Source organism: Pseudolactococcus laudensis, assembly GCF_013449735.1.
GTDB lineage: Bacteria > Bacillota > Bacilli > Lactobacillales > Streptococcaceae > Pseudolactococcus > Pseudolactococcus laudensis.
Genome location: NZ_JACBNY010000002.1, coordinates 23,477 through 46,320, shown reverse-complemented (window position 1 = coordinate 46,320; position 22,844 = coordinate 23,477). Strand labels below are relative to the sequence as shown.

Here is a 22,844-nt window from a genome sequence, read left to right as displayed (position 1 = left end):
CTCAATATTCTCTTTTTTTCTATTAAAAAACCATCATATCATAAAAAGATGATGGTTTCAATATGTCTAACTTTAAGAGCCAATCAAGGCTAAGATATTAAATCAAGCTTTTTCTAATCACAACATCGACACCCTCAGGCACCCAAGCAGCAATAATCGCTGGTTTAGCAACTCGAATCCATCCTAGACCAGAAAAGACAATGTCTGATTTACCTTTGATTGCAAACTCTTTTCGAACAAGTTTAGGGAAAGTAGCCATGTCTGCCTCACGAGGTGGCACTAAAAGGCTACCTTTATGCTTGACATAGAACTCGTCTGCCTTTTCAAGTTTGGTTCTGTGAATCATGAGATGATTATCAAAGAAACCTGTAAAGCCTTGCTTGTCACCTTTTAGGTAATCAAAACGCGCCAAACCACCCATGAATAAAGTCTGACCTTCATTCAACTGATAAGTTTTTGGTTTGATTTCTTTTTTCGGACTCACTAATTTCAAGTCTTCAGGCCCGATAAAGTGCGCCATTTGATGGCGATGGATAATCCCTGGTGTGTCGATGATAAAACTACCATCATCCAATGGAATCTCGATTTTATCAAGGGTTGTCCCTGGGAAACGACTGGTCGTAATGACATCACTGTCACCTGTCGCATTCTTAATAATCGCATTAATCAAGGTTGACTTGCCCACATTGGTCACACCAACCACATAGACATCTCGACCTTCACGGTAATTTTCAATCTCATCTACGAGGTCTAGCGTATCATCGCGATTATAGGCGCTAGTCAAAACGACATCAACAGGACGCAGGCCTTCCTCATGCGCACGTTCGCGCAACCAATTTCTTACTTTGCTTTCCTTAACCGATTTCGGTAAGATATCCCGCTTATTCCCAACTAAAAGCACGTCATTTCCCGCTACAAAGCGATGCAAACCAGGAATAACCGACCCATTAAAGTCAAAGATATCAACGACATTGACGACCAAGGCATTAGTATTACCTACTTCTGTCAAGAGACGTAAAAACTCATCATCACTGATATTAACAGCCGCAATCTCATTATAGTGACGCAGACGGAAACAGCGCTGACAATATAACTCGCCTGTTTCTAGCCCTTTTTCTAGTGCTGATTTTGGCGTATAGCCCATTGCATCTTTATCTACTGTCTGTATTTCAGCCCCACAACCAATACAACGTAAGGCTTCTACTTCTTCTACTACTAAATCGCGTTCTGCCACTCAGGTTCTCCATATTTTTCTATTAACTTGCGCCACACGCGTCGTTCACGCGCACGATTAAATTTCGTATTCCAGGCATCTGATTCAACCAACGGCTTAACCAACACACTTCGAACGCCCGCCCGCTTAGCAGCACGAATGTCCGTCATCAGCTGGTCTCCGACCATCACCGCATCCTCAGGTTTTTCACCCAAGACCGCAAGCGCTTTTTTAATGCCCATGTCGAAAGGCTTCATAGCACGACTGACAAACGGCACATCGAATCGCTCAACAGCTCTCTTGACCCGGTCATGTTTGTTATTCGACACAACGATGACTTTGATATGCGTTGCTTTCATCTCTGCCAACCAAGCACGCATCTCAGGCGTCCCGTCAGGATTATTCCAAGCAGTCAAGGTATTATCTAAATCTACCAATACCGCACGAATCCCGTGCCGTCTCAAACTTTCTGCATCTAGCTGATAGGCAGCCGATAACAGAAAATCCGGTTTGTAATTTTCAATACTCATGTTTTCATTATAACACAAAAACACAAAAGCTCGCCAAACTTGGCGAGCTACTGAGAAAAGGGGAAGTTTATGAAAAATATTTTAGGAATGACTTTATTATATACTTGCTAGCTTAACTGAACCTTATCTACTCGGCATATTTTATTTTTGGGTCAAAAATAAAGCCGGTAAAGCGACAAGTATAAGCGCAATGATTGACACAAGAAATCCCGCATGAAATCCTGCGACTTGACCAGCTGTCAAAGTCGTTGCAGCAAAGACCGTCGCTAAAAGCGCTGTACCAAAACTAGAACCCAAATTCTCAATGACATTAATGCCAACACCAGCAGGCGGCAGGTCTTGCTCATCAAGCCCCGTATAGGCATCACTTGATAAAGCAATGGTAATACCACCAACACCCATCCCACGAGTGAAAAGGATAAGAGATAACCAGATGAAAGATGTCTGTTGTGTGATGAAAACTAATGGAACAGAGCCGAGCATTGACAGAGCAACACTGACCAAGACCACTCTTTTAGCGCCGACTTTATCAATCATCCGACCAATATAAGGTCGCATAACTAACATCCCCAAACCTTGTGGTATCAGCGCAAGCGCTGCCCCAATCGTCGTCAACTCTAGCATGTTTTGAAAGATTAAAGGAAGTAGGAACATTGGCCCCATAATGGCAATGTTGGCAAGAAAGAGACCGATACTTGTCGCTTTGAAGGTACAATGGTGAAAGAGGCGCAGCGGCAGAACGGTCGGATATGGACTGTGTCTGTCATAGAGGATGTAGGCGAGTAGCAATCCCCCTCCTATCGCTAGCCATAACAAGGTTGAGGGTGTCAGAAAACTGGCTGAATCTGCGGCTTTTGAGATGCCCATAATCATGGCGATGCTCATACCTGATAACAACAGTATCCCGATAATATCCAATTTACGTGAGGCATCAACCGCTGGAAAATCTGGCAAATTTCGGATGAGTAAAGGGATTGCTAGGGCGACTACACCGACATTAATGAAAAAAAGCCACTGCCATGAACTGAATTCAATGAGTAAACCAACCAAAACTGGGCCAAATATAGGTCCAAAAATCATTGGGGTAGTCACGATAGCAATGACTTTACCGATATTTTCTGGACCAGCCGTTTTGACGAGCAAAGTGGACATCAAGGGTGTTATGATGCCTGCGCTGAAACCTTGCAAAAGACGGAAAAAAATGAATAGACTGATTTTCCAACTGAACCCAACAAGAACAGATGTCAGACCAAAAGCTAGAACTGAAAGAATCAGTACTTTTTTGCCATCAAAACGCAGCATCAGCCATCCTGAAATTGGTACTGCTAGCGCAAGTGCTAAGATATAACCTGTCATAGCCCACTGAATCATACCGATTGTCGTCGAAAAATCCTGCGTTAGTTGCTTAACCGCAATATTTATCATGGTTGCGTCCAACATCGGGGCTATCGCTGCTAACATAATCGTCCAGGCTGTCACCATTGTCTGGCGTGGTAGTTTTACTTGTTTTTGTATTATAAAAGACATTTATAAAAACCTTTCGTGTAGTAGATAGTTTACGTCTTGTTTTTGTTTCCTTGTCAACATATTTAGTTTACCTCTTTTTAGTTTCCTTGTCAACAAAAATATCTATAAAAAAATAAGACCTCCGAAAGGTCTCAATTTAACTCTTGATTTAAATGCTGATTATAAGCGTCAACAAAACGTAAAACCGTTGTTAATTCACTATCTGAAAAAGCTGAAAATACCTTTTGGTCTGCTGCAAGGAAGTCTTGGTGTAGTTGACGATGAATGGCATCAATCTTTTGACCTTCTGCTGTTAACGCAAAGTAGAGCTCTTTTTTATTATCAGGCTTCTGATAACTGGTAATCATGCCTTTTTTTTCCAATTTTTTAGTGATTTTACTAATCGCCCCTCGCGTCATGTAAAGTGCCGTAGCAAGTCGTGTGACATTAGCATCTGGATGCAAAGCAATATATTCCATATAAGCAATTTCTGATAAGCTAAAACCTGTCATTGCTTTTTCCATTATCGGTTTACGTAACAGCAACAGCTTATTGTTCAAATCTGTAATGCCTGACATAATTTGTTCTGATTTTTCCATGATTACATTATAGCATATTTGTTTCCAGTGCAACATAAAGAGATTGCGACAAAAGCACCTCCCAAAATCGATCATAACCTATTTTTATGTCATTTTCCCCAAAAATGTAAAACAACACTATGATTCATTGAGCATAATACGAAATTGGCATTCTTTTGGCAAAACAATACCAAATCGGTAAGAAAAGTGCCATTTTTGTGCGAAATTGGTGTTCTTTTGGCAAAACAATACGTTATCGGTAAAAATAAGTTTTTTCGTGAAAAACTTGAATTCATTCAGCAAATCATACAAAAAAGAGAAAAGTAAACTGGTAGGCTTACTTTTCTCTTTTGGTGACTGAGGCTTTTTCCCCCAGTCTCTTTAGACAATTTTCTACAGAAGTTTGTGGCGATGCCACATCGCTTTTCGTATCATGTTTTTTGAACTTCAAGCTAACTTCTTAGGAAAATAGATGATTTATCCGCACAAACTTCGTTTGCTTACGGCAAATCCCTAATTTTCTACAGAAGTTTGTGGCGATGCCACAACGCTTTTTCGTATCATGTTTTTACTTAAATTCTTTTTTTAATTTATCAAAGAATCCTTCTGGTTTTTGTGCTGAGACGCTTTGACCGCTTGCTTTGGCAAAGGCTGTCAAGGCTTCTTTTTGGGCGTCATTAAGTTTCTTAGGTGTCACAATATTGACGATGACGTGTTGGTCGCCATTACCTGTGCCACGTAATTTAGGCGCACCTTTACCACGTAAACGGAAATTTTGACCGGTTTGTGTACCTGCTGGAATTTTTAGCTTAACATTTCCATGAACTGTTGGTACTTCAACTTCATCACCGAGTGCTGCTTGAACAAACTCAAGAGGCATATCATAGAAAATATCAGAACCATCACGTTCGAATTTGTCAGATGCTGCTACATCAAAGACAACATAAAGATCGCCATAAGGGCCCTGGTTAACACCAGCATCTCCGCCACCTTGCATGCGCATTTGTTGGCCCGTTTCTACACCTGCTGGTACTGAAACTTTAACTTTATGTTCTTGTTTTTCATGACCTGAACCATGACAAGTTGGACATTTTTCTTTGATTTCTTTACCAGTACCATGACAAACATCACAAGTCGCTGTTGTCATCACACGACCAAGTGGTGTATCACGCGCCACTTGTACTTGGCCTCGACCACCACACTTGCTACAAGTAACAGGCTGCGTACCCGGTTTAGCACCATTGCCATGACAGGTATGACAAGCTTGTTCGCGTGGGTAGCTAATTTCTTTATCAACGCCAAAAATCGCCTCTTCGAATTTCAACTTCATGCGATATTGTAAATCTTGACCTTGACGTGGGGCAGTCGGATTACTTTGCGCACCGCCACCGCCAAAGAATGATGAAAAGATGTCATCAAAGCCGCCGAAACCGCCACTTGAGAATCCATCAAATCCACCAAATCCGCCGCCACCACCGAAACCACCATTGGCACCAGCTGCGCCATATTGGTCATAGGCTGCACGTTTTTGTTCATCACCTAGTGTTTCATAGGCTTCTTGAATTTCCTTATACTTGTCCTCAGCGCCGGCTTCTTTATTAATATCCGGGTGATACTGTTTCGACAATTTACGATAAGCTTTTTTGATTTCGTCTTGGCTAGCAGACTTGCTGACGCCCAGACGTTCGTAGTATTCTGTGTTATTCATTTAGGCAAAACCTCTTTTATTTTATTTAGTATTTTTTAGTGTACATCCATTTTACCATGTTTGACCAATTTTGACAAAAAAATTAGCACTCTTTTTTCAGAGTGCTAATTTTTATTTTAAAACCAAATGGCGAATGTCTTTATTCAGAACTAATTTAGCAAATAAAACGACAAACACGACCGGAACAACCACATGAATCACTGAATCCATTGCATTCCAGTTATTCCCTCGCAAAGCGAGCAATGGTACCAGAAAATCGAATATCGCGAAGAAAACAATTACCAGATAGAAAGCAAGCCTCAGCTTTGGTAGCCGGATATAACTACTATCTTGCTTTAACGAATATTTAGACTGCAACCATACTGTCGCAAGAATTAAGACGCCTCCAATCATAAAATAGACAAAATAACTAAACTGGTTAAAATTATTCAAAATTCCGATACCTGTCAAATCATGAAAGACACTAATGGATAGCCCCAAAGCACATAGGGCACATATAAAGGTAATGACCTTATAGATTGGGTTACCAACCAAAGCATGCACAAAACCAGCCAAAATCGCAAATAAAATCATCTGAGCTAGAAAATCTGCGGAATAGTTCAGGATAGCTGCCCAAGGAACAGTGACAAACTTTTCAGGAATAAAAAGTGAGCGGGTCAATTGTGTCACCACAGACATCACACCAGCTAAGACAAAAGGTATGATTGCCCAATAAATAGCTTGTGCCCCAAGTAATAACCCAGCATGACCAGTTCGTGAGCGTATGAAACTTGGTAATTTCTTCCATTGGTCAAACATCAACATCAAACTAAATACTGCCACAATCACTAAAAGTGGTGCGCCAATTAAAGCAACGGCATTTAAGGAAACTTCAATAGATTCACCTGGTCGACTCACCCAGATTTGGTTGATACTGAGAAAGTCATATTTATAAGCATGCTTATCCGTCGGTGCATAATAAGCCAGTTGATGCTCTCTAAATGTTTCAAACTTAGCCGGCATCAGTTTATAATAAATGCTTGCTCTAGGCTCACCAGGTTTCTCAGGACCTTCAATATCTCCTCGAAAACCAATCAGATTCAAATAATCGTTGGCATTTTCATATTTTTCATAAACATCAGCATGACTCACCTGTTCAGTCCCTAAGTAATCACGGATTTCATGGTATGCTTTAGCAGAGAAATACTTGTCAAATTGTTTTTCCCAAGTATGCCAGTTGCCACTATCCACGACCATGCCGACCATACCAGCTAGAATAATAAGGCTGTAAAAAGCAATTAGCCATCCCTTACGCAATCTATAATATGCTGTCATTACATTTTTCATTAACCTTACCCCAGTTCCTTTCTGAAAATATCCTCAGTCGTCACAGATAAAATCTCGACAAATTTATAGGTCGTTGTATCTGTAAAAATCGCAGGGATCAACGACTCTGAAATCAAAGCAATATAGACACGGCCTCTTTTTTCAAGGATTGTCGCAACATCTGTCAAGTTGGACGCGAGTTCATCTCCCTCATAAACAAATTGAATTTTGACAATATCCGTATCATTTTCTTGCTCAATGACATACCGATCATTAATCAGTAATGTCCTATCCGCCAAACTATCTAATTCAGCTAGATTATGCGTGGCAATGATGACACCGCGTCCCTCATCCACCGCTTCAAGTAGTAACGCTTTAAAGTGATCTTTGACAAAAACATCCAAACCATCTAAGGGTTCATCAAATAGCAAATAATTAGCTTGACTGGCAATGCCTGCTGCGATATAAACTAAAGCCTTTTGTCCTTTTGAAAAACTTGAGATAGTTTTATTCAAAGGTAACTTTTGTGAGCAGAGTATCTCTTCAAAATGCTCACGATTAAATTGGGGATAAAAAACTGCTAAAACATCTGCTGCCAATATCGCTGTGTAACTCGTCATCCAATTCGACAAAGTATCCAGATAGAAAACAGAGGCTCGACCTGTTTCATCAAATTGAATTTGACCACTTTCTGGCTGCATTTCACCTGCAATCAGTCGCATTAAAGTCGTTTTCCCAACACCGTTACGTCCGACAAGACCAACGATACTGCCACCCACCATGTCAAAGGTCACATTTTCTAATATCGGATTGCCTTCAATTGTTTTGCTCACATTGTTAACGCTCAAAGTCATGGTAAACTCCTTCTACTAATTTTAAAATAGCTGATTCTTTGATGTGGTTATCTCGCATCTCTTGTAGTAAATCCCGAAAATTCTCTGTTAGCTCTGCCACACGTAGACTTTGTAATTGGTCAGCATCATCACTCACAAAATTACCCTTACTAGGAATCGAGATAATCACACCTTCATTTTCCAAAGTCTTATACACTTTGACCGCTGTATTCGGATTAATTTGCTTTTCCAGCGCAAACTTTCGCACACTTGGTAGCTTATCACCGGGTTGAATAATGCCAGCCGCAATCTCATGCTTAATTTGGTAGGCCAGTTGTTCATATATCGCTAATTTATTCATGGTAATCCTTTCTTTTTGTATTATATGTACTATTATAGATAGTACAGTTGGTTTTGTCAAGCCTATATTTCAGTAAAACAAAAAAAACCATGATAGCTCATGATTTTTTCAACTTTTTATGAATAGGTGCTGCCACCATAGTAAAAAGTACAGTTAGCAGTGTAATGATAATGGCTGGAATCAGCAAAATCAAGCGTGGGATGTAGCCAAAAATCATGCGACGATGCGTCCCTTTTGTCGCCTCTAATTCAGCATCCAAACGGTCAAACTCTGATTCAATACGACGTGCAACTTCAGCGATACCCGCCTCATCCATTTTCTTAATATCCGAGATATCAATGGCATTTCCGAAATTCATATCTACTTGCTCGCGCTTAGCCAGAGCCTTGAATGTTCTCGGTCCTTGATAAACAGCTGGTAAAATGCGTACTTTCGCCATTTTGGCAATGACGGCAACGCCACCTTTGACGTCTGTTGAATGACGAGAGCCGGAAGGAAACATAATCAATGAACGGTTAGAGATTTTGAGTACTTTTGTGGGGTATTTGATTGTACTAGGGCCTGGATGATCCCGGTCAATAGGGAAAGCGCCACACTTCTCAATCCAATAGCCGAAAAAGGCATTTTTAAAGAGTTCTTTTTTTGCCATGAAGATGAATTCTTTGGGTTTTGTCGCAAATGCCATATAAACTGGGTCCCACCAGGTTCTATGTGGGGCGACGAGGATATAATTTTCAGAAGGGTCTAAAATTTTATCTTTATTATGGTAATGCGCATTGCCATTGAGCATCCACAAGAGGAATGCGACGAAATTTCTAAGGTAAATGTAAAACATAATTCTTCCTTTTATGTATTTATGAAGTGGTTTTAGGCTATAAAAAATAGACTTATTCGTCTATTTTATCATATTTATCTGAAATTGCGCAGTGCTTTATCTAACTAGCTTGCTCTCAGTTTCGTGAATTTCGTCGACTTCAAATCCTGCGGCAACCAAAGCTTGTTCGATTTCTTCTGGGCTGAGTCCGCCTGTCAATTGGATTTCAACGACTGTCTTTTTGTTGTCGTTGTTGATTTGGACGATACTTCTAACGTCCAATGACTTTTCAGCTAAAAGATCTGCGACTTTTGCCAATGACCCCATTACATCAGGCATAAGCAAACGAACACGAACGCCTGATTCACCATACCCTGCAATTTTCAGGAAGGCACCAAAGACGTCTTTATCTGTAATCACACCGCTGATTTGGTCATGATCAACAACCGGCAAGACACCAACATTATTTTGACGCATGAGATAGACGGCATCTTCTAATGAGGCATATTTTGAAATCGTCAAGACTTCACGAATCATCACTTCGCCAACTGTCGTTTTATTCAGCAAATAATTCATCTCGTAGACTGACAGAGATGTTGCAACAGACGGACTGGCCTTTTCAATCGTACCAGCTGTCACCAACCCCACTAATTTATCATTTTCAATAACAGGAAGGCGGTGAATCCCTTGTTCTTTCATAATGTCAGCAGCTTTTGCTACCTTAGTCGTTGGAGAGACGTAGATGACTTTTTTTGTCATAAAATCTTTTACTGCCATAATTGTTACTCCCTTTCTTATTTGCTTAATTGAATATAACCTATCTTTAGCTTTATTTTACCACGATTATTCATATCAAGCGCATCATAACTTCGTACTTTATGCTTTAACCATACTATTGACTGATTAATTCAAGACTTGTTTTTTTATCCGTGCTTTTATCTTATTAATATCCGACACTGTTACTAAAGCCTGATTCAAACGGTAATCATTATCTTGTGATACAATCGTCTGACCACGATACTCACCTTCTTCAGTCAGCACATCAAGTTTTACTTTTTGACTCGTATAATCCTGAGGGTATAGAAGATAATCAACAACCAATGGATCATTAATAACTGCGCCATAGAAGTTTTCATATTTTTGGTGAAATTCAAAATAAAAACGTAAGATCTCTAAATCTGTTTCATCAACAACATCCTCGGGATAGAATTTAAGTTTTCTCGTCACGTCAAGGCCTACCATGGTCACATCGAGATGATTTAAAGCAAGCTTAGCACTTTCTGGATCTACCCAATAATTGTACTCGGAAAACTCACTCATGTTTCCTTGCTCATAGAGATTACCACCCATGCTAATAATCTTAAAAGATTGAGCAAGTGTTGGATTAAGTAAATAACTATCTGCGATATTCGTCAATGGTCCTAGCGCTAAAATAGTGCAATCCGCATGTGCCAGTAAAAATTCGCTCGCACTTTCAGGTGCAACCGCCTTATCAAGCTGGTGATAGTCACTAAAATAACCTAGCCCATATTGCCCATGTGTATCTTCAGCATCTCTAAAAAATTTATTTAACGGTCTGCCTCGGCCAATATGGATTGGCAAAACTAGGCGATTTTCCTGATATAGAATTTCCTTTAAATTGTTAACACCCTTATAATCAGCAACGTTACCACTAACCACGCTAAAGCCTACGACCTCAAGTTTAGGTGAGCGTAGTGCATAACGAATGGCGAGCATATCATCAATCCCAGGGTCACAATCAATTATTATTTTTTGTCTAGTCATCAATTTGTTGGTGTAATTGCTTAGCAATTTTTTCAGTATGTGCCACAAGGATCCCCTCAACACATAGTTTCAAGATATATTGGGTTACAATCATTGAAATCAAGATTGACATTGGCATCAAGCCAGCAAACATCAGAAAGGTAACTAAGACAGAATCGCCCAATTCACCAATCATCGTTGATACCCAGGCACGACGCTTAAAGCCTGCACCTCGATTTTTCATCGCTTCGAAGACATAAGCATTTAAGGTGGTGCCAACTAACAAGGCAATGACACCTGAAATAGCAGCTCTTGGACTAAAGGCAAAGAGAACTCTTGCTGCTGATGCGTACTCAGGACTAATGTTTGGCACAAAAGTCGTCATGTAAGAAATCACTGCCAATATCGTAAACAAAAGTGATGCAATAACTGATAATTTGATTGCTTTTTTCTTACCGAAAAATTCTGCTGCCAAATCGTTAATGATATAGACTAAAGGAAAGAAAATATCACCACCCGTTAGGGTCAGTTCAAAATTAAAGATATGCACTGGCTGAAAGACAATACCAACATTGATATTTGCCCAAGCAGCCAAAAAGAACGTTGCAGTAAAAAAGACACCGTAGAGTCCTGCTTTTGAGGTAATTTGATTAAACATGTTACTCCTTTTTGATTTTCGGGGTGAGGGAACCCGTTTATTTTAATCCTTCACTAGAAACACACAAAAGACCAAAGTTTAAAACCTTGGCTTTTGTCTGTATTAACCACCCAGATAAGCCTTACGAACTTCATCTGATGCAAGCAATTCTTTACCTGTACCAGACAAGATGACTTTACCTGTTTCCAAAACATAGCCACGATCAGCGATTGAGAGTGCCATATTGGCATTTTGCTCAATCAATAAAACGGTTGTGCCTTGTTTTTGGATATCTTTGATAATCTCAAATATTTCTTGAATGAAAATCGGTGCCAATCCCATTGATGGCTCATCTAACAACAAAAGTTTAGGTTGGCTCATCAAGGCACGACCCATGGCAAGCATTTGTTGTTCACCACCTGAAAGGGTCGCCGCATCCTGTGTTTTACGTTCTTCCAGACGTGGAAAACGTTGGAAAACGTGTTTGAGATTTTGCGCATTTTCTTCACGATTTTTACGCAAGAAAGCACCCATTTCCAAGTTTTCTAAGACAGAGAGACCTGGGAAAACATGACGTCCTTCTGGGACTTGAGATAGACCACTTGCCACGATTTTTTGGGCGGGTGTTTTTTGAATCTCTTGTCCTTCAAAGGTAATTGTCCCATTTGAGGGTCTAACAAGACCTGAAATTGTTCGAAGAATAGAGGTTTTCCCAGCACCATTGGCACCGATTAAGGAAACAACTTCGCCTTGATTGACCTCAAAAGAGACATCTCGAACACCTTGGATGACACCATAATGGACGTCAAGGTTTTTAACTTCTAACATAGCCATTATGCTTCTCCTCCTAAGTATGCCTCGATTACACGCTTGTTATGCTTGATTTCATCTGGTGTCCCATGAGCAATGAGACGACCATATTCTAGCACGTAGATCCGCTCTGTTACATTCATAACCAAGCTCATATCATGTTCGATTAAAAGAATCGTGATATTAAACTGTTGTTGAATTTGTTTGATCAAGGCTGTCAATTCCGCTGTTTCTTGCGGGTTCATGCCAGCTGCAGGCTCATCTAAAAATAGAATTTTAGGTTGTGTTGCAAGCGCCCGAACGATTTCCAAACGACGTTGTTCACCATAAGGCAAGTTTTTCGCTAGGCTATCATATTTGACATCTAAATCAAAGATGGCCAACAGTTCTAGTGCTTCTTTTTTCATTTCTTCTTCTTGCTTATAATAGCCTGGCAAGCGCAAGAATGATTCAATCAATTTAGATTTTTTACGTGTGCCCATGGCAATCAACACATTATCCAAAACGCTCAAATCTTTAAACAAGCGGATGTTTTGGAAGGTCCGTGATAAACCAGCAGCAGCGATTTTATAAGTCGGCATACCGTTTAGAATTTTTCCATCTAAACTCACCGTTCCTTCAGAAGGCTCATACACACCAGTCAAAAGGTTAAACAGCGTTGTTTTCCCAGCGCCATTTGGGCCAATCAAGCCAACAAGCTCAGAATCACCAAGTTCGATATTCACATCACCGACGGCCGTCAAACCACCGAAATTTTTAGTTAGATTTTTAACTTCAAGAAGTGCCATTATTTAGCCTCCTTTTTTTCTTTTTTATTGAAAAACCGTGAGATTTTGAATTCCCATGTGCCAAGTAAGCCACCTGGACGGAAAATCATCACTAAGATCAAGACAAGTGAGTAGATAATCATTCGGATAGCGCCGAAATCTTGAAGGAACATATTAAGTAAGCCTAAAATAATGGCTGCGATAACAGTCCCTGTGATAGATCCTAAACCACCGAGTACAACGATAATCAAGGCATCAACTGATTTCATCCATGTGAAATCTTTAGGTGTGACTGTTCCGATAAAGCCAGCGTACAGACTCCCTGCAACGGCTGTCACCATAGCACCAAGGGTGAAAGCAATCACTTTGACGCGAGTGACATTGACACCCATGGATTCAGAGGCGATTTCATCTTCACGTACTGAAAGTGTCGCACGACCTGAAGGTGAATTGATAAAATTCAGAATCAAAATGATAATCACAACAGCAAAGATGAAGGTCATACCCCAGTCTGTAAAGAGGATAATTCCTGACAAACCGGCCGCACCATTGGTTAAATCGCCACCATTCATGATCAGAATCCGAATGATTTCAGAGACACCAAGCGTCGCAATGGCCAAGTAATCACCCTTCAAACGCAGAGTTGGGTAGCCAACGATGACCGCAACAACACCGGCAACAATTGCACCAATCAGCATTGACAAGAAAATTGAGCCCCAAGTTGGCGCCATACGCGCTGTGACAATGGCCGATGTATAAGCGCCAATCGCCATGAACCCGGCCGAGCCAAATGAAAATTGTCCTGTGAAACCGATGACGAGGTTGAGGCCGACAGCAACGATTAGGTTGATCCCGATTTGCGTGATGATTTGTGCGACAAAGGCGTTAATGATGCCCGCGACGATTAAGGCTAAAAGAATCGCATAGACAACGGCAATAATCGCTAGCCAGATGAGATTTGTTTTTAGATTTTTTTTCATCAGCTTACACCTTCTCTTTCACGTTTTTGCCAAGAATGCCGGCAGGACGAATTAAAAGAATGATAATTAAGACAGCGTAAACAACGGCATCCTTGTAACCCGCGACCCACGAGAGTTTACCAGGTAAGGACTGTGCTACTGTTTCGAGTAGGCCAATAACAATCCCACCAAGCGCGGCACCAGGAATAATCCCAATCCCACCGAGAACAGCCGCTACAAAGGCTTTAAGACCCGGCGCCATACCCATGAGTGGGTCGATAGAGCCATAGTAAAGACCAATCAAGACACCTGCCGCACCAGCAAGTGCTGAACCTAGGGCAAAAGTAAAGCTGATTGTTCGGTCGACATTAATCCCCATCAAACGAGCGGCATCAGCCTCAACAGAGACTGCACGCATAGCTTTCCCCATCTTCGTTTTCTTGACGATGAGCTGTAAGAGCACCATCAAAATCACAGCCGTCACCAAGATCATCAACTGAACGTTAGTGATTGTAACCCCCGCAAAGGCGTATTTCGTGACTTTAATGGCATTAGGAAATTGACGAGAGGCCGAACCAACGAAGTAAATCATGACATTTTCAAGTAAAAATGATACACCTATCGCCGTAATCAGAGCCGCTACTTTGGTCGATTTACGTAAAGGACGGTACGCCAGAAATTCGATTGCCATCCCCAAAAGGGCACAACCAGCCATCGATAAAATTAAAGCGACGAAAAAGTTCAAATGTAAGCTGTTGATAAAATAATAGCCCATAAAAGCGCCCATCATATAAACATCTCCGTGCGCAAAGTTAATCAGCTTGATAATCCCGTAAACCATTGTGTAACCAAGCGCAATCAACGCATAGACACTTCCGAGAATCAAGCCATTTACAATAATTTGCATTGCTTTTCTCCATTTTTATATTTTATATTTAATTTATGTCACATTTCCAACGTTACTACTCAATGATTACTTCATCATATATCGTTATATATCGTTGTACTAGACAATTATCTTACTCATTTTACCACAATTTTCAGAAAATTCAAGTTGATTCCTTTGATTTAATTGATTCTTAATCATTTTTTTATATATCGTTTCATGTTTTAGACAATCTATGGTATAATGTGAGATACATAGTAAATTATTGTACACAGAGAAGGGACAGAAGTTATGGGTAAGCACGACCAACCAATCATCGATCAATATAATAAAACTGCAGTAAAGTTAGCACTTAGTGCCAGTACAGTCGCAGGCGTTTTTGCATTTTCAAATGCAGCCTCAGCAGATACATATACCGTTGAATCTGGCGATAACCTTTGGAATATCGTCCAAAAATTTAATACTAGTGTTGAGGCGCTAACTGCGCTTAATGGGATTTCAGATCCTGCTCAAATTTCAACTGGTCAAACCATCGAAACTAGCCAACCTGCGCAAATCATACCGACACCAACTGTTGCTAAAACATCAACTGCACCAGCTAAAGCTCAGCCTGCGGTAACTTATACCGTTCAAGCTGGTGATACCTTATCACGAATCGCCCAAACACATGGTGTCTCAGTTGAGGACATTATTAAATATTCTAAGCTGAACAATACAGATTTCATCTATATTGGGCAAGAACTAGTAATTAAACCTGCTGTTGCCGCTAAACGTCCTGAACCTATTGTCATACCTGCAGTTACTTATACTGTTAAATCTGGTGACACGTTATGGGATATTGCCCAAGCACAAAATGTCTCAGTCGAGGATATTGTTAAACATTCAAAACTTTCTAGTACTGATTACATTTTTGCAGGTCAAGAGTTAATTATTAAACCTGCCAAAACAATCAACGGTGGTATTTTAAGTATTTCAGCAGAAACATTAGCTAGCGAAACTAATCTATCTGTAGATAATGCACAAAATGCCATCGATATTGCTAACCATTTAATGGCGCAAGAAGGCTTTACACTTGAAGGTGCATCTGGTGCCTTAGCTGTTGCTGAACGTGAATCAGGTTTCAATCCAGAAACAGTCAATGATTCTGGTGGTGTTGCTGGAGTTTTCCAATGGTCTGGTTGGTCTAATATGGTCAATGGTAACCGTTGGGCAAATGCTGAATCTAGAACGCTATCACTTGATGTTCAAATGAACTTAGTTTCTACAGAATTAAACGGTGCATTTACTAACGTCAAAGATATTGTTGGTAACGCAACTGATCCAGTTCAGGCAAGTCTAGACTGGTCACTCTATTATGAGGGTGTGGCGCTAGCAGATCCTCAAACTAAAGTAGATACGATCGAAGCAAATGCTCAAAAATGGTATGATTTGCTCAAAGATTACGTTGATTTTGACGGCAATGTTGCAGTACCTATTGATGTCAACCAAGGACCTTACAGCACTGGGAATACTTACGCTGCTGAAAACTGTACTTGGTACGTCAAAGACGTTTTCAAAGCTCATATGGGCGATTGGTGGGGCAATGCAAAAGACTGGGCAGCGAATGCTAGCCGTGAAGGGCTCCAAGTTGATGATCAGCCTGTTGCCAATTCGACGATTGCTGTCTTTGCCCCTGGTAGTGCAGGTGCCGATGCTAATTATGGTCACGTTGCAGTTGTCATCGGTGTATCTGGCGATAGTGTTACTGTCAAAGAAATGAATGGCGCAGCAGGCCTTGGAAAAACAAGTACACGTACTATTCCTAAAAGCGCTGCATCATATATCCATATGAATTATTAATTAGGAAAGCCTATTTTAACCAAGATAGGCTTTTTTTGTTGACATAAAAACATGAGTTAAAAACTAAACAAATAGCACTTCCAACCAAAATCTACCGGTTGAAAATGCTATTTTTTTATTCTATCGAGTAGTCGTAACAAACCATTATTCATTTTCTTGTCAATGTTTAAAAGCTTGGGCCTGCTCCTAATGTCCAGGTTAAAACAGTCGAATAGTCTCCTGCTTTAAAATTACCATTATCTTTCAGATAAAATCCAACACCATCATTTTTTTGTTCCAATCACTTGTCGGCTTAACCGTTTCAAGAACGCCTAAGGCAGATTTGGATGTGTAGTCATAAATAACTAAATCACTACCACCATCTAAGTCAGATAATGTTCCCCCGTCAGTTTCACGAAAGAAAAGTAAGTGTCTTAATTTCGTTTTACCATCCGTTGATGTAAGAGGTGTTGTTTGTTGCACCGATAAATGCCAACCATCCTTAATCACTTTACGATCATCATCCACGATTAAATCATCTGAGAAGTTTGCTGAATAAACTTTCCCTCGATTTTTAGGTGAAATGATTTGACTACCAAAATCAAGATCTGGGACAGTAGAAAGTCTGATGCTCCCTTGATTGACGTACAAAACTGTACTCTTTAATACGTCACCATCCTTGGCTTGACTATACTTAATAGTTGTATTTTCTGAAACAGTAGGCGAATAACCTTGGATGTTAGGCACAATAGGCGAAATAAATGTTACTTGGCCATCCTGTGCAACATTAGCATCCGGATGATCCGAGTCATACTTTGGTGCCTTAGGGATAAGATTAAGATCACCATTGACTGCATAACCTGTAAAGTCTTTAGTAATAATAGTTCCTGTCACCTTATCGACAAAATAAGTATAAGTAATCTTTGTCTCTGTCGCATAATCTTGAGGGGCTGAGACAAGGCCATCTTTTACAGTATAGGCAACTTCATGTTTAAGTGTTTTTGTCTCTACTGGATCTTTTGAATCATGAACAAGTTCGACGATATAACTTTGGTCAATACCTGGTACGTTATCAAATTTTTCAGCACCATCGGTGAAGTTATTATATTTAACAACATATCCTTGTTTAACGTACGATGCAATATTAGAAGCTGTATCATAAGTCATCATTGTATCAGAAATACCGTTAATTGTATCTGTTTTAATCGTCTTACCGGTTGTCATATCTTGATAGGCAATCGTTGCTTTTTGTGGTTCTGCTTGATAGGTAATCGTGTGTGTTTGAGGTGTTTTATCAGTCGCAGCTTTTAAGTTATCCGTATGATCTGTTACTTCTCCAGGGATACCTTGTGACATCTCTATATCTGTAACAGGCTTACTATCAACAACTGCACGGTAACCAGGGATAACATACTGACCTCCAATAGGACTGAAATCTGTATCAGTTGTTGACATTTGTTTCTCAGTCAGGACTGTCCCGTCAGGCTTATTGACTGTTAAAATACGCTCCTGTACAGAAGGCATCATATACGTTTCAATTATCTGTTCCTGACTATCAGTTGTGGCTGTCCCGTTTGGTGTATCATCCATCTTCAGTTTAAAGTCAACTGTTGCCCCATCGGCTGCGTAGATCGGGCTTGTCGCATCTCCTAAGATCTGATTAACATAGTAATACCCAGATATCTTGGGCACATTAACAGATAAATCTTGATTTGTCGCACCCTTAATCACAATATTTTTACTTGGATCCATCTTCTGACCAGTTAAATTGTTTACGCGTTCAACTAAACCAGTTTGAACATCACGCTGATATTTAACAACAACATTTTTATCATCACCAACACTTGGGTTTAGCGTTTCGAGATAAGTATAACCTTGTGGCACATCTGGTTTATCGAAGTAATAAGGTGTTTTGAGATCGTTATTCCCAATCCCTAGACGTCCACCTCGTGGCATTAAAACTTTAGATGGCGCAAGTAAAGGATTACTGGCATCATCTTTAAATTCGACATAACGCTCTTTTGTCAAATAAGTCCCTGTCACAGAAGTCACAGTCGAGCGACTTGTATAATCACCCTTTGAATCATTTTTATCTCCGTTACCAACAATACCTAGATAAACTGGCGAAGACTGACTAATCTTAAATTGTACGGTTGCTGTTTTATTAGTCTTAGTATAACCATTATTTGCACTATTCGTCGCTGTATAGCCAGTAGTCGAATTGTGTCGGTAGATGACAGTTGCAATCCCTGTCGTAGCGCTGTAATTAATGGTTGCCCAAACCTTGACATTTTTTCCTTCTGTACCACCACCTAGAAGAACATAGTCATCATCTATATATTTTGAATTACCATATGGACTATCTCCCTTTGTCATTGGTGTATAGGCAGTACCACTAGCCAAAATAGCCACATACCCACCTGAATTATGAAAACCAGAAAAGAGCATATAATGACCATCGTAAGCTTCTTTTTTGTCTATAAGTGAGCCAGAATAACCTGGGTAATTACCAGAATCTGTCCCTAATTTTTTCACAATATCTTCTGAGGGTACATCCGAAATATAGATACCTGCTGCTGCAACTCGTGCATCCGGCACCGTAATTTCAGCTGATATAGAAAAATCTTTTGTTGGATCAAGTGGCTGGTTAAAGCCCGCAATCGCATTTGAATTATCAGCAGAGGGAATCACATAAGTTGAGCCTTCAAACCTTGGATTAATCGAACCACTGACTGATTTTGTCGCATTATTAGCAAAGTCTGTCCCAACTGTCGAAGGAACCGAGAAATCTGCTACCGTTGCATAAAAATCTGACGGCAAGACATCGCCACGGTTTAAGAGACTAGGCGTACTTGCCAATGCCTCTACAACATCATTTCCTAAATCTTTTTTTACATAAGATAAGACTTTAGATGTTATTCCTTGTGCTTCTAGTGCTGCACCGCCTGCTATACTAGCTAAAGCAACACTGGCATAAAGCCACATTTTTCCTGACTTCCATATACGGTAGTTTGTTTCTTTTGTATCATGTTTAAATTTTTTCACCATTAATATTTTCCTTTATCTAATATAAAGATAATGTCTGTTTATATCCTATCATCTTTTATAACAGCCAATTCCTTCATTATCCCCCAAACTATGGTAAAAAAACAAAGCATTGTATAATGAAACTGCTTTACCTGAAAGCTGTGCTACTAAATAAAAAACATAAACATTTGTAAAAATGTTATCAATCAACTTAGCAAAGCATCTGATAGTAAAATTTCTTTTTGCAACTTATCTTGCCGCAATAGAATTCTGATTATTTTTTCAATCCAAAAGTTAAGATTAAACCTCTTGCTATAACTGCAATTATCGGTAGTAATGACAAAAATGTCACAATCACTAGTTCCAAATAACATTTTTCTACTGTTTCTTTTTTATATTTTGAGATCGTCATATCCATATCCTCCCCATTACTATTTTCGATTGTCTAATCAACAGACCTAGCCTAAGTTTGACTTAAAATTGAATGCCTTAACATTAGGTACAAGTTTGTGACTTTTCTTGTTCTCTTCTTTTCTTAATAACAAATAAGAGAAGGGCAACTGCAAGCAGTAACAAACCTACAAGCACCCCCCAAGCAGCCACTTGTTCCCCTGTCATAGGTAGGTTGCTTGCCGAAACAACACCGCTTCCACCACTGGGAGCGGGTGTCGGGGCTGGCACTGAGACTGCTTTTTCTACTTTAAAATCGCCATATGTTTCAGCAGAAACATGAAATGAACCAATAGAAGTGAACGTTAGAAGTGACAACAACAGATACTTAACAGTTTTTTTCACTGTATTCTCCTTATATTTTTCTTTAAAACTAGGATACATCATTTCTCTTCTTCCTTTTTGCGACGTTTTCTTGACAATATAAATAGAACAAGAAGTAACAGAATAAGAAGGACTAACTGTATCAATGACAGCACCCGAAAATTCTAATGTTACTTTGTCGGTATTCCAACTCAAGTCTGAAGTGAAACGCGCTTCTGGATCAGCTTTTAAAATATCTGAAGTTACAGTTTTGCCATCAGCTTCAATTTTAAAATCTTTTAATGCTGATACTTTACCTTTGGGATCAGATGTATAATCAGTTGCACTGGCAATATTGATACTAGCGCCAGTCAATGTTTTTGCACCATCTTTAAATGTTGACGCCTCTGCAGAAATTGTCCAATCTTTTGGATTTACACGACCATCCTGAAGACGTAAACTTTGAAAATCACGTTGATGCAATTTGGCTGGATCTGTTGTATCAGTTCCATCAGCATTATTGTTAACAGTCGCCCATTTTTTTTGCGTCAATACTACTGTACTTTTTTGTTTGTCAGCTGCAGAAATTTTTGTTACACCAAAGTTAAACTCGGTTGGATGAGCATATAAGGCTAAATCACTCGCTTTAACATTTGGGTCTACTGTATCTGGATTTTCTGGACCAGGCGGTAGTGTATCAGGACCTTTCCCACCAGGAACTTGAGGGGTAACGATAGTTGTATTATCTGTAACAAAACTAGCTGATCCAACAGATGTTTCTGTCGCTGTACCTGTTGCATTAATAACTGCTGCTGAAACAGCAACTGATCCAACTGATAATAGGCTTGCTGAAAGGGCTAATGTACTCAATAATTTGATATTTTTCACGTTTATTTTCTCCAATTTTTAATGTCTTGTTGTTTAACTTATTTTTTTAATTTTGATCGCTTAGACTTCTGGTGTATTTGTTAGTGTCCATGTGACATCTGCAGTATGAGCACCAACTTTCAATGAGTCCGCTGGGATTGAGATTTTCAAATCTGTTAGATTATTCCAGTAAGCAGCAGTGTCGCCTTTAGAAGATTTTGTTCCAGCGCTCAAAAAGTTTTTAGCCCCTGCACCTTCAGTCAATGTGAAAGCTGTACCAGTATGACCATTACCCAAAGCTATTGTACCACTGTATTGATTGCCTACCTGTGTATTACTAAAAGTGATTGTTGCACCTGTAAGATTTTGCAAAGTACCTAACTCCGCTTCTACGTGCCAATCATCACCGGAAGAGACGCGACCATCGTGAACTTCTACTGCTTGATTACCAGTAAATGGTGCAGCTGATTCTTGAACATAGGCAACACCTGATTGTTGATCAGCAGCACTTACTTTATGTGTACCAAAATCAAATTGTTTTGGAATTAGAGAAAAATATAACTCACCAGCATAACCTGGAATAACTTCATTGGGATAGTCCGCATTAGTCGCAACTGGTTGATTAAGGACAAGTGCTGGATTAGTTACATCTGGTTTCTTACCACTTGGATAAATGGTATCTGGCAAGTGAGTTCCCAAGTTGTTGGGTAGAGTTGGTAAGATAACTGTACCACCAACACCAGTATCTGCTGCTAAAACAACACTTGATGATGTGTCATGTTGTTTGGCAGAAACAGCTGTTTAGGCTGATGATGCCGAAAATAATGTCACTGCTAAAGCTGATGCTGAAAATAGTTTCATGTGTTTCATAAATTGTAATCCCTCTTTTTATTCTCTATAATAGTTTTATTTTGGATAAGCTAACTAGTGAAAGATTAGTTAGCCCCTGCGATTAAAGTCCAGTCAACAGTTGCGTTATGTACGCCCTTAGTAATTTTATCTGCTGGAACATGGATCTTTACGTCCGAGGCATCTGACCACACCGCGGAAGTATCTCCTTTTGCTTTTGGATTTGATTTTAAGAAATCAACAGAACTAGTTTGTGTGATTTCAGTTTGAGCACCTTGAATCAATAAAGGGTCTTGGTTTGGAAATTGAGAAACTGTTTTTGCGTTATCTATTGTAATCGTTGATCCAGCTAATTTACCGGAATCAAATGCTGATAACTGTGCTGAAAGCGTCCAATCGTGTTTATCAATTCGACCATCATGAACTTCTACTGCTTGTGAGTAAGCCCTATCGTCAAAACTCGCTTCTTGGTCAAAAGTCAAAATGCCACCAGAAAAAATATCAGCAGCTCCGATTTTATGGCTACCAAAATTAAAGTTTTTAGGAACAATCGCTAAGAAAAGACCGCCACTAGGGCCTGTGATAACTTCACCTGGATAACTTGGATCAGTTGGTATCACTGGTAATACTGAACCAGGATTTTCTGGATCAGTCGGTGTTACGATTGTCGCCGTATCGTTGTCAAATTCAATACTACCTGCCGTCGAGCGATCGGTAAGCGGGTCAGCACTAACAACACCGCTTGTCGCAGATGTTATAAGCATCATTAATGATAATGCTGAAAGTAATTTAATATTTTTCATGTTTAAGTATCTTCTAAATACCTTCCTATTTTTAAATCCCTATAAATAACTCACAT

22 protein-coding genes are annotated in these 22,844 nt (G+C 39.8%); 1 reads left to right on the top strand and 21 read right to left on the bottom strand.

Features of this window, described 5'->3' with window-relative positions:
* Positions 1-97 precede the first annotated feature (97 nt).
* From yqeH to HZR21_RS01835, 16 genes are all read right to left on the bottom strand, one after another.
* Positions 98-1,234: a ribosome biogenesis GTPase YqeH gene (gene yqeH / locus HZR21_RS01910; protein WP_180745950.1), complete on the bottom strand. Its 1,137-nt coding sequence runs from the start codon at positions 1,232-1,234 to the stop codon at positions 98-100.
* Entirely contained in the window at positions 1,216-1,743 is a 528-nt protein-coding gene (locus HZR21_RS01905) for a YqeG family HAD IIIA-type phosphatase (protein WP_003139989.1), read from the bottom strand. The genes yqeH and HZR21_RS01905 overlap by 19 nt, the downstream gene beginning before the upstream one ends.
* Positions 1,744-1,884: 141 nt before the next feature.
* On the bottom strand, positions 1,885-3,270 hold the full coding sequence (locus HZR21_RS01900; protein ID WP_180745948.1) for a DHA2 family efflux MFS transporter permease subunit: 1,386 nt from the start codon (positions 3,268-3,270) through the stop codon (positions 1,885-1,887).
* Positions 3,271-3,401: 131 nt separating this feature from the next.
* On the bottom strand, positions 3,402-3,848 hold the full coding sequence (locus tag HZR21_RS01895) for a MarR family transcriptional regulator (RefSeq protein ID WP_003139993.1): 447 nt from the start codon (positions 3,846-3,848) through the stop codon (positions 3,402-3,404).
* 547 nt (positions 3,849-4,395) lie between these two features.
* Positions 4,396-5,535, bottom strand: coding sequence for a molecular chaperone DnaJ (dnaJ, locus tag HZR21_RS01890; protein WP_180745946.1), 1,140 nt, complete (start codon positions 5,533-5,535; stop codon positions 4,396-4,398).
* Positions 5,536-5,646: 111 nt separating this feature from the next.
* A complete protein-coding gene (locus HZR21_RS01885; protein WP_180745944.1) occupies positions 5,647-6,861 on the bottom strand; it encodes a hypothetical protein in 1,215 nt (404 codons plus the stop codon).
* 5 nt (positions 6,862-6,866) lie between these two features.
* Complete coding sequence (locus tag HZR21_RS01880; RefSeq protein WP_180745942.1) at positions 6,867-7,694, bottom strand: ATP-binding cassette domain-containing protein; 828 nt, start codon at positions 7,692-7,694, stop codon at positions 6,867-6,869.
* Positions 7,678-8,034: a GntR family transcriptional regulator gene (locus tag HZR21_RS01875; protein WP_003140000.1), complete on the bottom strand. Its 357-nt coding sequence runs from the start codon at positions 8,032-8,034 to the stop codon at positions 7,678-7,680. Before HZR21_RS01875 ends, HZR21_RS01880 begins: the two co-directional genes overlap by 17 nt.
* A 97-nt stretch (positions 8,035-8,131) precedes the next feature.
* Positions 8,132-8,869, bottom strand: a complete 738-nt coding sequence (locus tag HZR21_RS01870; protein ID WP_180745940.1) for a lysophospholipid acyltransferase family protein — start codon at positions 8,867-8,869, stop codon at positions 8,132-8,134.
* A 96-nt stretch (positions 8,870-8,965) separates the two neighbouring features.
* The gene (locus HZR21_RS01865; protein ID WP_180745938.1) at positions 8,966-9,625 is read right to left on the bottom strand and encodes a CBS and ACT domain-containing protein; all 660 of its coding nucleotides are present in this window, start codon (positions 9,623-9,625) and stop codon (positions 8,966-8,968) included.
* A gap of 126 nt (positions 9,626-9,751) precedes the next feature.
* Positions 9,752-10,633, bottom strand: a complete 882-nt coding sequence (locus tag HZR21_RS01860) for a nucleoside hydrolase (protein ID WP_180745936.1) — start codon at positions 10,631-10,633, stop codon at positions 9,752-9,754.
* Positions 10,626-11,270, bottom strand: coding sequence for a queuosine precursor transporter (locus tag HZR21_RS01855; RefSeq protein ID WP_180745934.1), 645 nt, complete (start codon positions 11,268-11,270; stop codon positions 10,626-10,628). Before HZR21_RS01855 ends, HZR21_RS01860 begins: the two co-directional genes overlap by 8 nt.
* 102 nt (positions 11,271-11,372) lie before the next feature.
* Positions 11,373-12,083 carry an ABC transporter ATP-binding protein gene (locus HZR21_RS01850; protein WP_031366878.1) on the bottom strand — a complete coding sequence of 237 codons (711 nt, stop codon included), beginning with the start codon at positions 12,081-12,083 and terminating at the stop codon, positions 11,373-11,375.
* Positions 12,083-12,847 (bottom strand): ABC transporter ATP-binding protein, encoded by a 765-nt coding sequence (locus HZR21_RS01845; RefSeq protein WP_180745932.1) that lies wholly within the window; start codon positions 12,845-12,847, stop codon positions 12,083-12,085. The genes HZR21_RS01850 and HZR21_RS01845 overlap by 1 nt, the downstream gene beginning before the upstream one ends.
* Positions 12,847-13,806, bottom strand: a complete 960-nt coding sequence (locus HZR21_RS01840) for a branched-chain amino acid ABC transporter permease (RefSeq protein ID WP_180745930.1) — start codon at positions 13,804-13,806, stop codon at positions 12,847-12,849. Before HZR21_RS01840 ends, HZR21_RS01845 begins: the two co-directional genes overlap by 1 nt.
* A gap of 4 nt (positions 13,807-13,810) precedes the next feature.
* On the bottom strand, positions 13,811-14,692 hold the full coding sequence (locus HZR21_RS01835; RefSeq protein WP_180745928.1) for a branched-chain amino acid ABC transporter permease: 882 nt from the start codon (positions 14,690-14,692) through the stop codon (positions 13,811-13,813).
* 270 nt (positions 14,693-14,962) lie between these two features.
* Between HZR21_RS01835 and HZR21_RS01830 the strand changes: the two genes are divergently transcribed.
* Positions 14,963-16,510 carry a phage tail tip lysozyme gene (locus tag HZR21_RS01830; RefSeq protein ID WP_180745926.1) on the top strand — a complete coding sequence of 516 codons (1,548 nt, stop codon included), beginning with the start codon at positions 14,963-14,965 and terminating at the stop codon, positions 16,508-16,510.
* A gap of 243 nt (positions 16,511-16,753) precedes the next feature.
* On the opposite strand, the gene HZR21_RS01825 is transcribed toward HZR21_RS01830, so the two are convergent.
* The 5 genes from HZR21_RS01825 to HZR21_RS01805 all read right to left on the bottom strand — a co-directional run bounded on the left by HZR21_RS01825 (position 16,754) and on the right by HZR21_RS01805 (position 22,788).
* Positions 16,754-19,537 (bottom strand): mucin-binding protein, encoded by a 2,784-nt coding sequence (locus HZR21_RS01825; RefSeq protein WP_180745924.1) that lies wholly within the window; start codon positions 19,535-19,537, stop codon positions 16,754-16,756.
* A gap of 253 nt (positions 19,538-19,790) precedes the next feature.
* Positions 19,791-19,928 (bottom strand): hypothetical protein, encoded by a 138-nt coding sequence (locus HZR21_RS01820; RefSeq protein WP_180745922.1) that lies wholly within the window; start codon positions 19,926-19,928, stop codon positions 19,791-19,793.
* Positions 19,929-20,011: 83 nt separating this feature from the next.
* Entirely contained in the window at positions 20,012-21,157 is a 1,146-nt protein-coding gene (locus HZR21_RS12000) for an LPXTG cell wall anchor domain-containing protein (RefSeq protein WP_180745920.1), read from the bottom strand.
* A 60-nt stretch (positions 21,158-21,217) separates the two neighbouring features.
* Positions 21,218-21,823, bottom strand: coding sequence for a WxL domain-containing protein (locus HZR21_RS01810; RefSeq protein WP_180745918.1), 606 nt, complete (start codon positions 21,821-21,823; stop codon positions 21,218-21,220).
* 248 nt (positions 21,824-22,071) lie between these two features.
* Entirely contained in the window at positions 22,072-22,788 is a 717-nt protein-coding gene (locus HZR21_RS01805; protein WP_180745917.1) for a WxL domain-containing protein, read from the bottom strand.
* Positions 22,789-22,844 lie beyond the last annotated feature (56 nt).

Excerpts from the sequence above, each read along its gene's own strand:
- dnaJ (WP_180745946.1), bottom strand. The coding sequence starts at position 5,535 with ATGAATAACACAGAATACTACGAACGTCTGGGCGTCAGCAAGTCTGCT.
- HZR21_RS01860 (WP_180745936.1), bottom strand. The coding sequence starts at position 10,633 with ATGACTAGACAAAAAATAATAATTGATTGTGACCCTGGGATTGATGAT.
- HZR21_RS01835 (WP_180745928.1), bottom strand. The coding sequence starts at position 14,692 with ATGCAAATTATTGTAAATGGCTTGATTCTCGGAAGTGTCTATGCGTTG.
- HZR21_RS01820 (WP_180745922.1), bottom strand. The coding sequence starts at position 19,928 with ATGACGATCTCAAAATATAAAAAAGAAACAGTAGAAAAATGTTATTTG.
- HZR21_RS01885 (WP_180745944.1), bottom strand. The coding sequence starts at position 6,861 with ATGAAAAATGTAATGACAGCATATTATAGATTGCGTAAGGGATGGCTA.
- HZR21_RS01850 (WP_031366878.1), bottom strand. The coding sequence starts at position 12,083 with ATGGCTATGTTAGAAGTTAAAAACCTTGACGTCCATTATGGTGTCATC.
- HZR21_RS01905 (WP_003139989.1), bottom strand. The coding sequence starts at position 1,743 with ATGAGTATTGAAAATTACAAACCGGATTTTCTGTTATCGGCTGCCTAT.
- HZR21_RS01825 (WP_180745924.1), bottom strand. The coding sequence starts at position 19,537 with ATGGTGAAAAAATTTAAACATGATACAAAAGAAACAAACTACCGTATA.
- HZR21_RS01845 (WP_180745932.1), bottom strand. The coding sequence starts at position 12,847 with ATGGCACTTCTTGAAGTTAAAAATCTAACTAAAAATTTCGGTGGTTTG.
- HZR21_RS01805 (WP_180745917.1), bottom strand. The coding sequence starts at position 22,788 with ATGAAAAATATTAAATTACTTTCAGCATTATCATTAATGATGCTTATA.
- HZR21_RS01865 (WP_180745938.1), bottom strand. The coding sequence starts at position 9,625 with ATGGCAGTAAAAGATTTTATGACAAAAAAAGTCATCTACGTCTCTCCA.
- HZR21_RS01840 (WP_180745930.1), bottom strand. The coding sequence starts at position 13,806 with ATGAAAAAAAATCTAAAAACAAATCTCATCTGGCTAGCGATTATTGCC.
- HZR21_RS01895 (WP_003139993.1), bottom strand. The coding sequence starts at position 3,848 with ATGGAAAAATCAGAACAAATTATGTCAGGCATTACAGATTTGAACAAT.
- HZR21_RS01900 (WP_180745948.1), bottom strand. The coding sequence starts at position 3,270 with ATGTCTTTTATAATACAAAAACAAGTAAAACTACCACGCCAGACAATG.
- HZR21_RS01880 (WP_180745942.1), bottom strand. The coding sequence starts at position 7,694 with ATGACTTTGAGCGTTAACAATGTGAGCAAAACAATTGAAGGCAATCCG.
- HZR21_RS01870 (WP_180745940.1), bottom strand. The coding sequence starts at position 8,869 with ATGTTTTACATTTACCTTAGAAATTTCGTCGCATTCCTCTTGTGGATG.
- HZR21_RS01830 (WP_180745926.1), top strand. The coding sequence starts at position 14,963 with ATGGGTAAGCACGACCAACCAATCATCGATCAATATAATAAAACTGCA.
- HZR21_RS01855 (WP_180745934.1), bottom strand. The coding sequence starts at position 11,270 with ATGTTTAATCAAATTACCTCAAAAGCAGGACTCTACGGTGTCTTTTTT.
- HZR21_RS01875 (WP_003140000.1), bottom strand. The coding sequence starts at position 8,034 with ATGAATAAATTAGCGATATATGAACAACTGGCCTACCAAATTAAGCAT.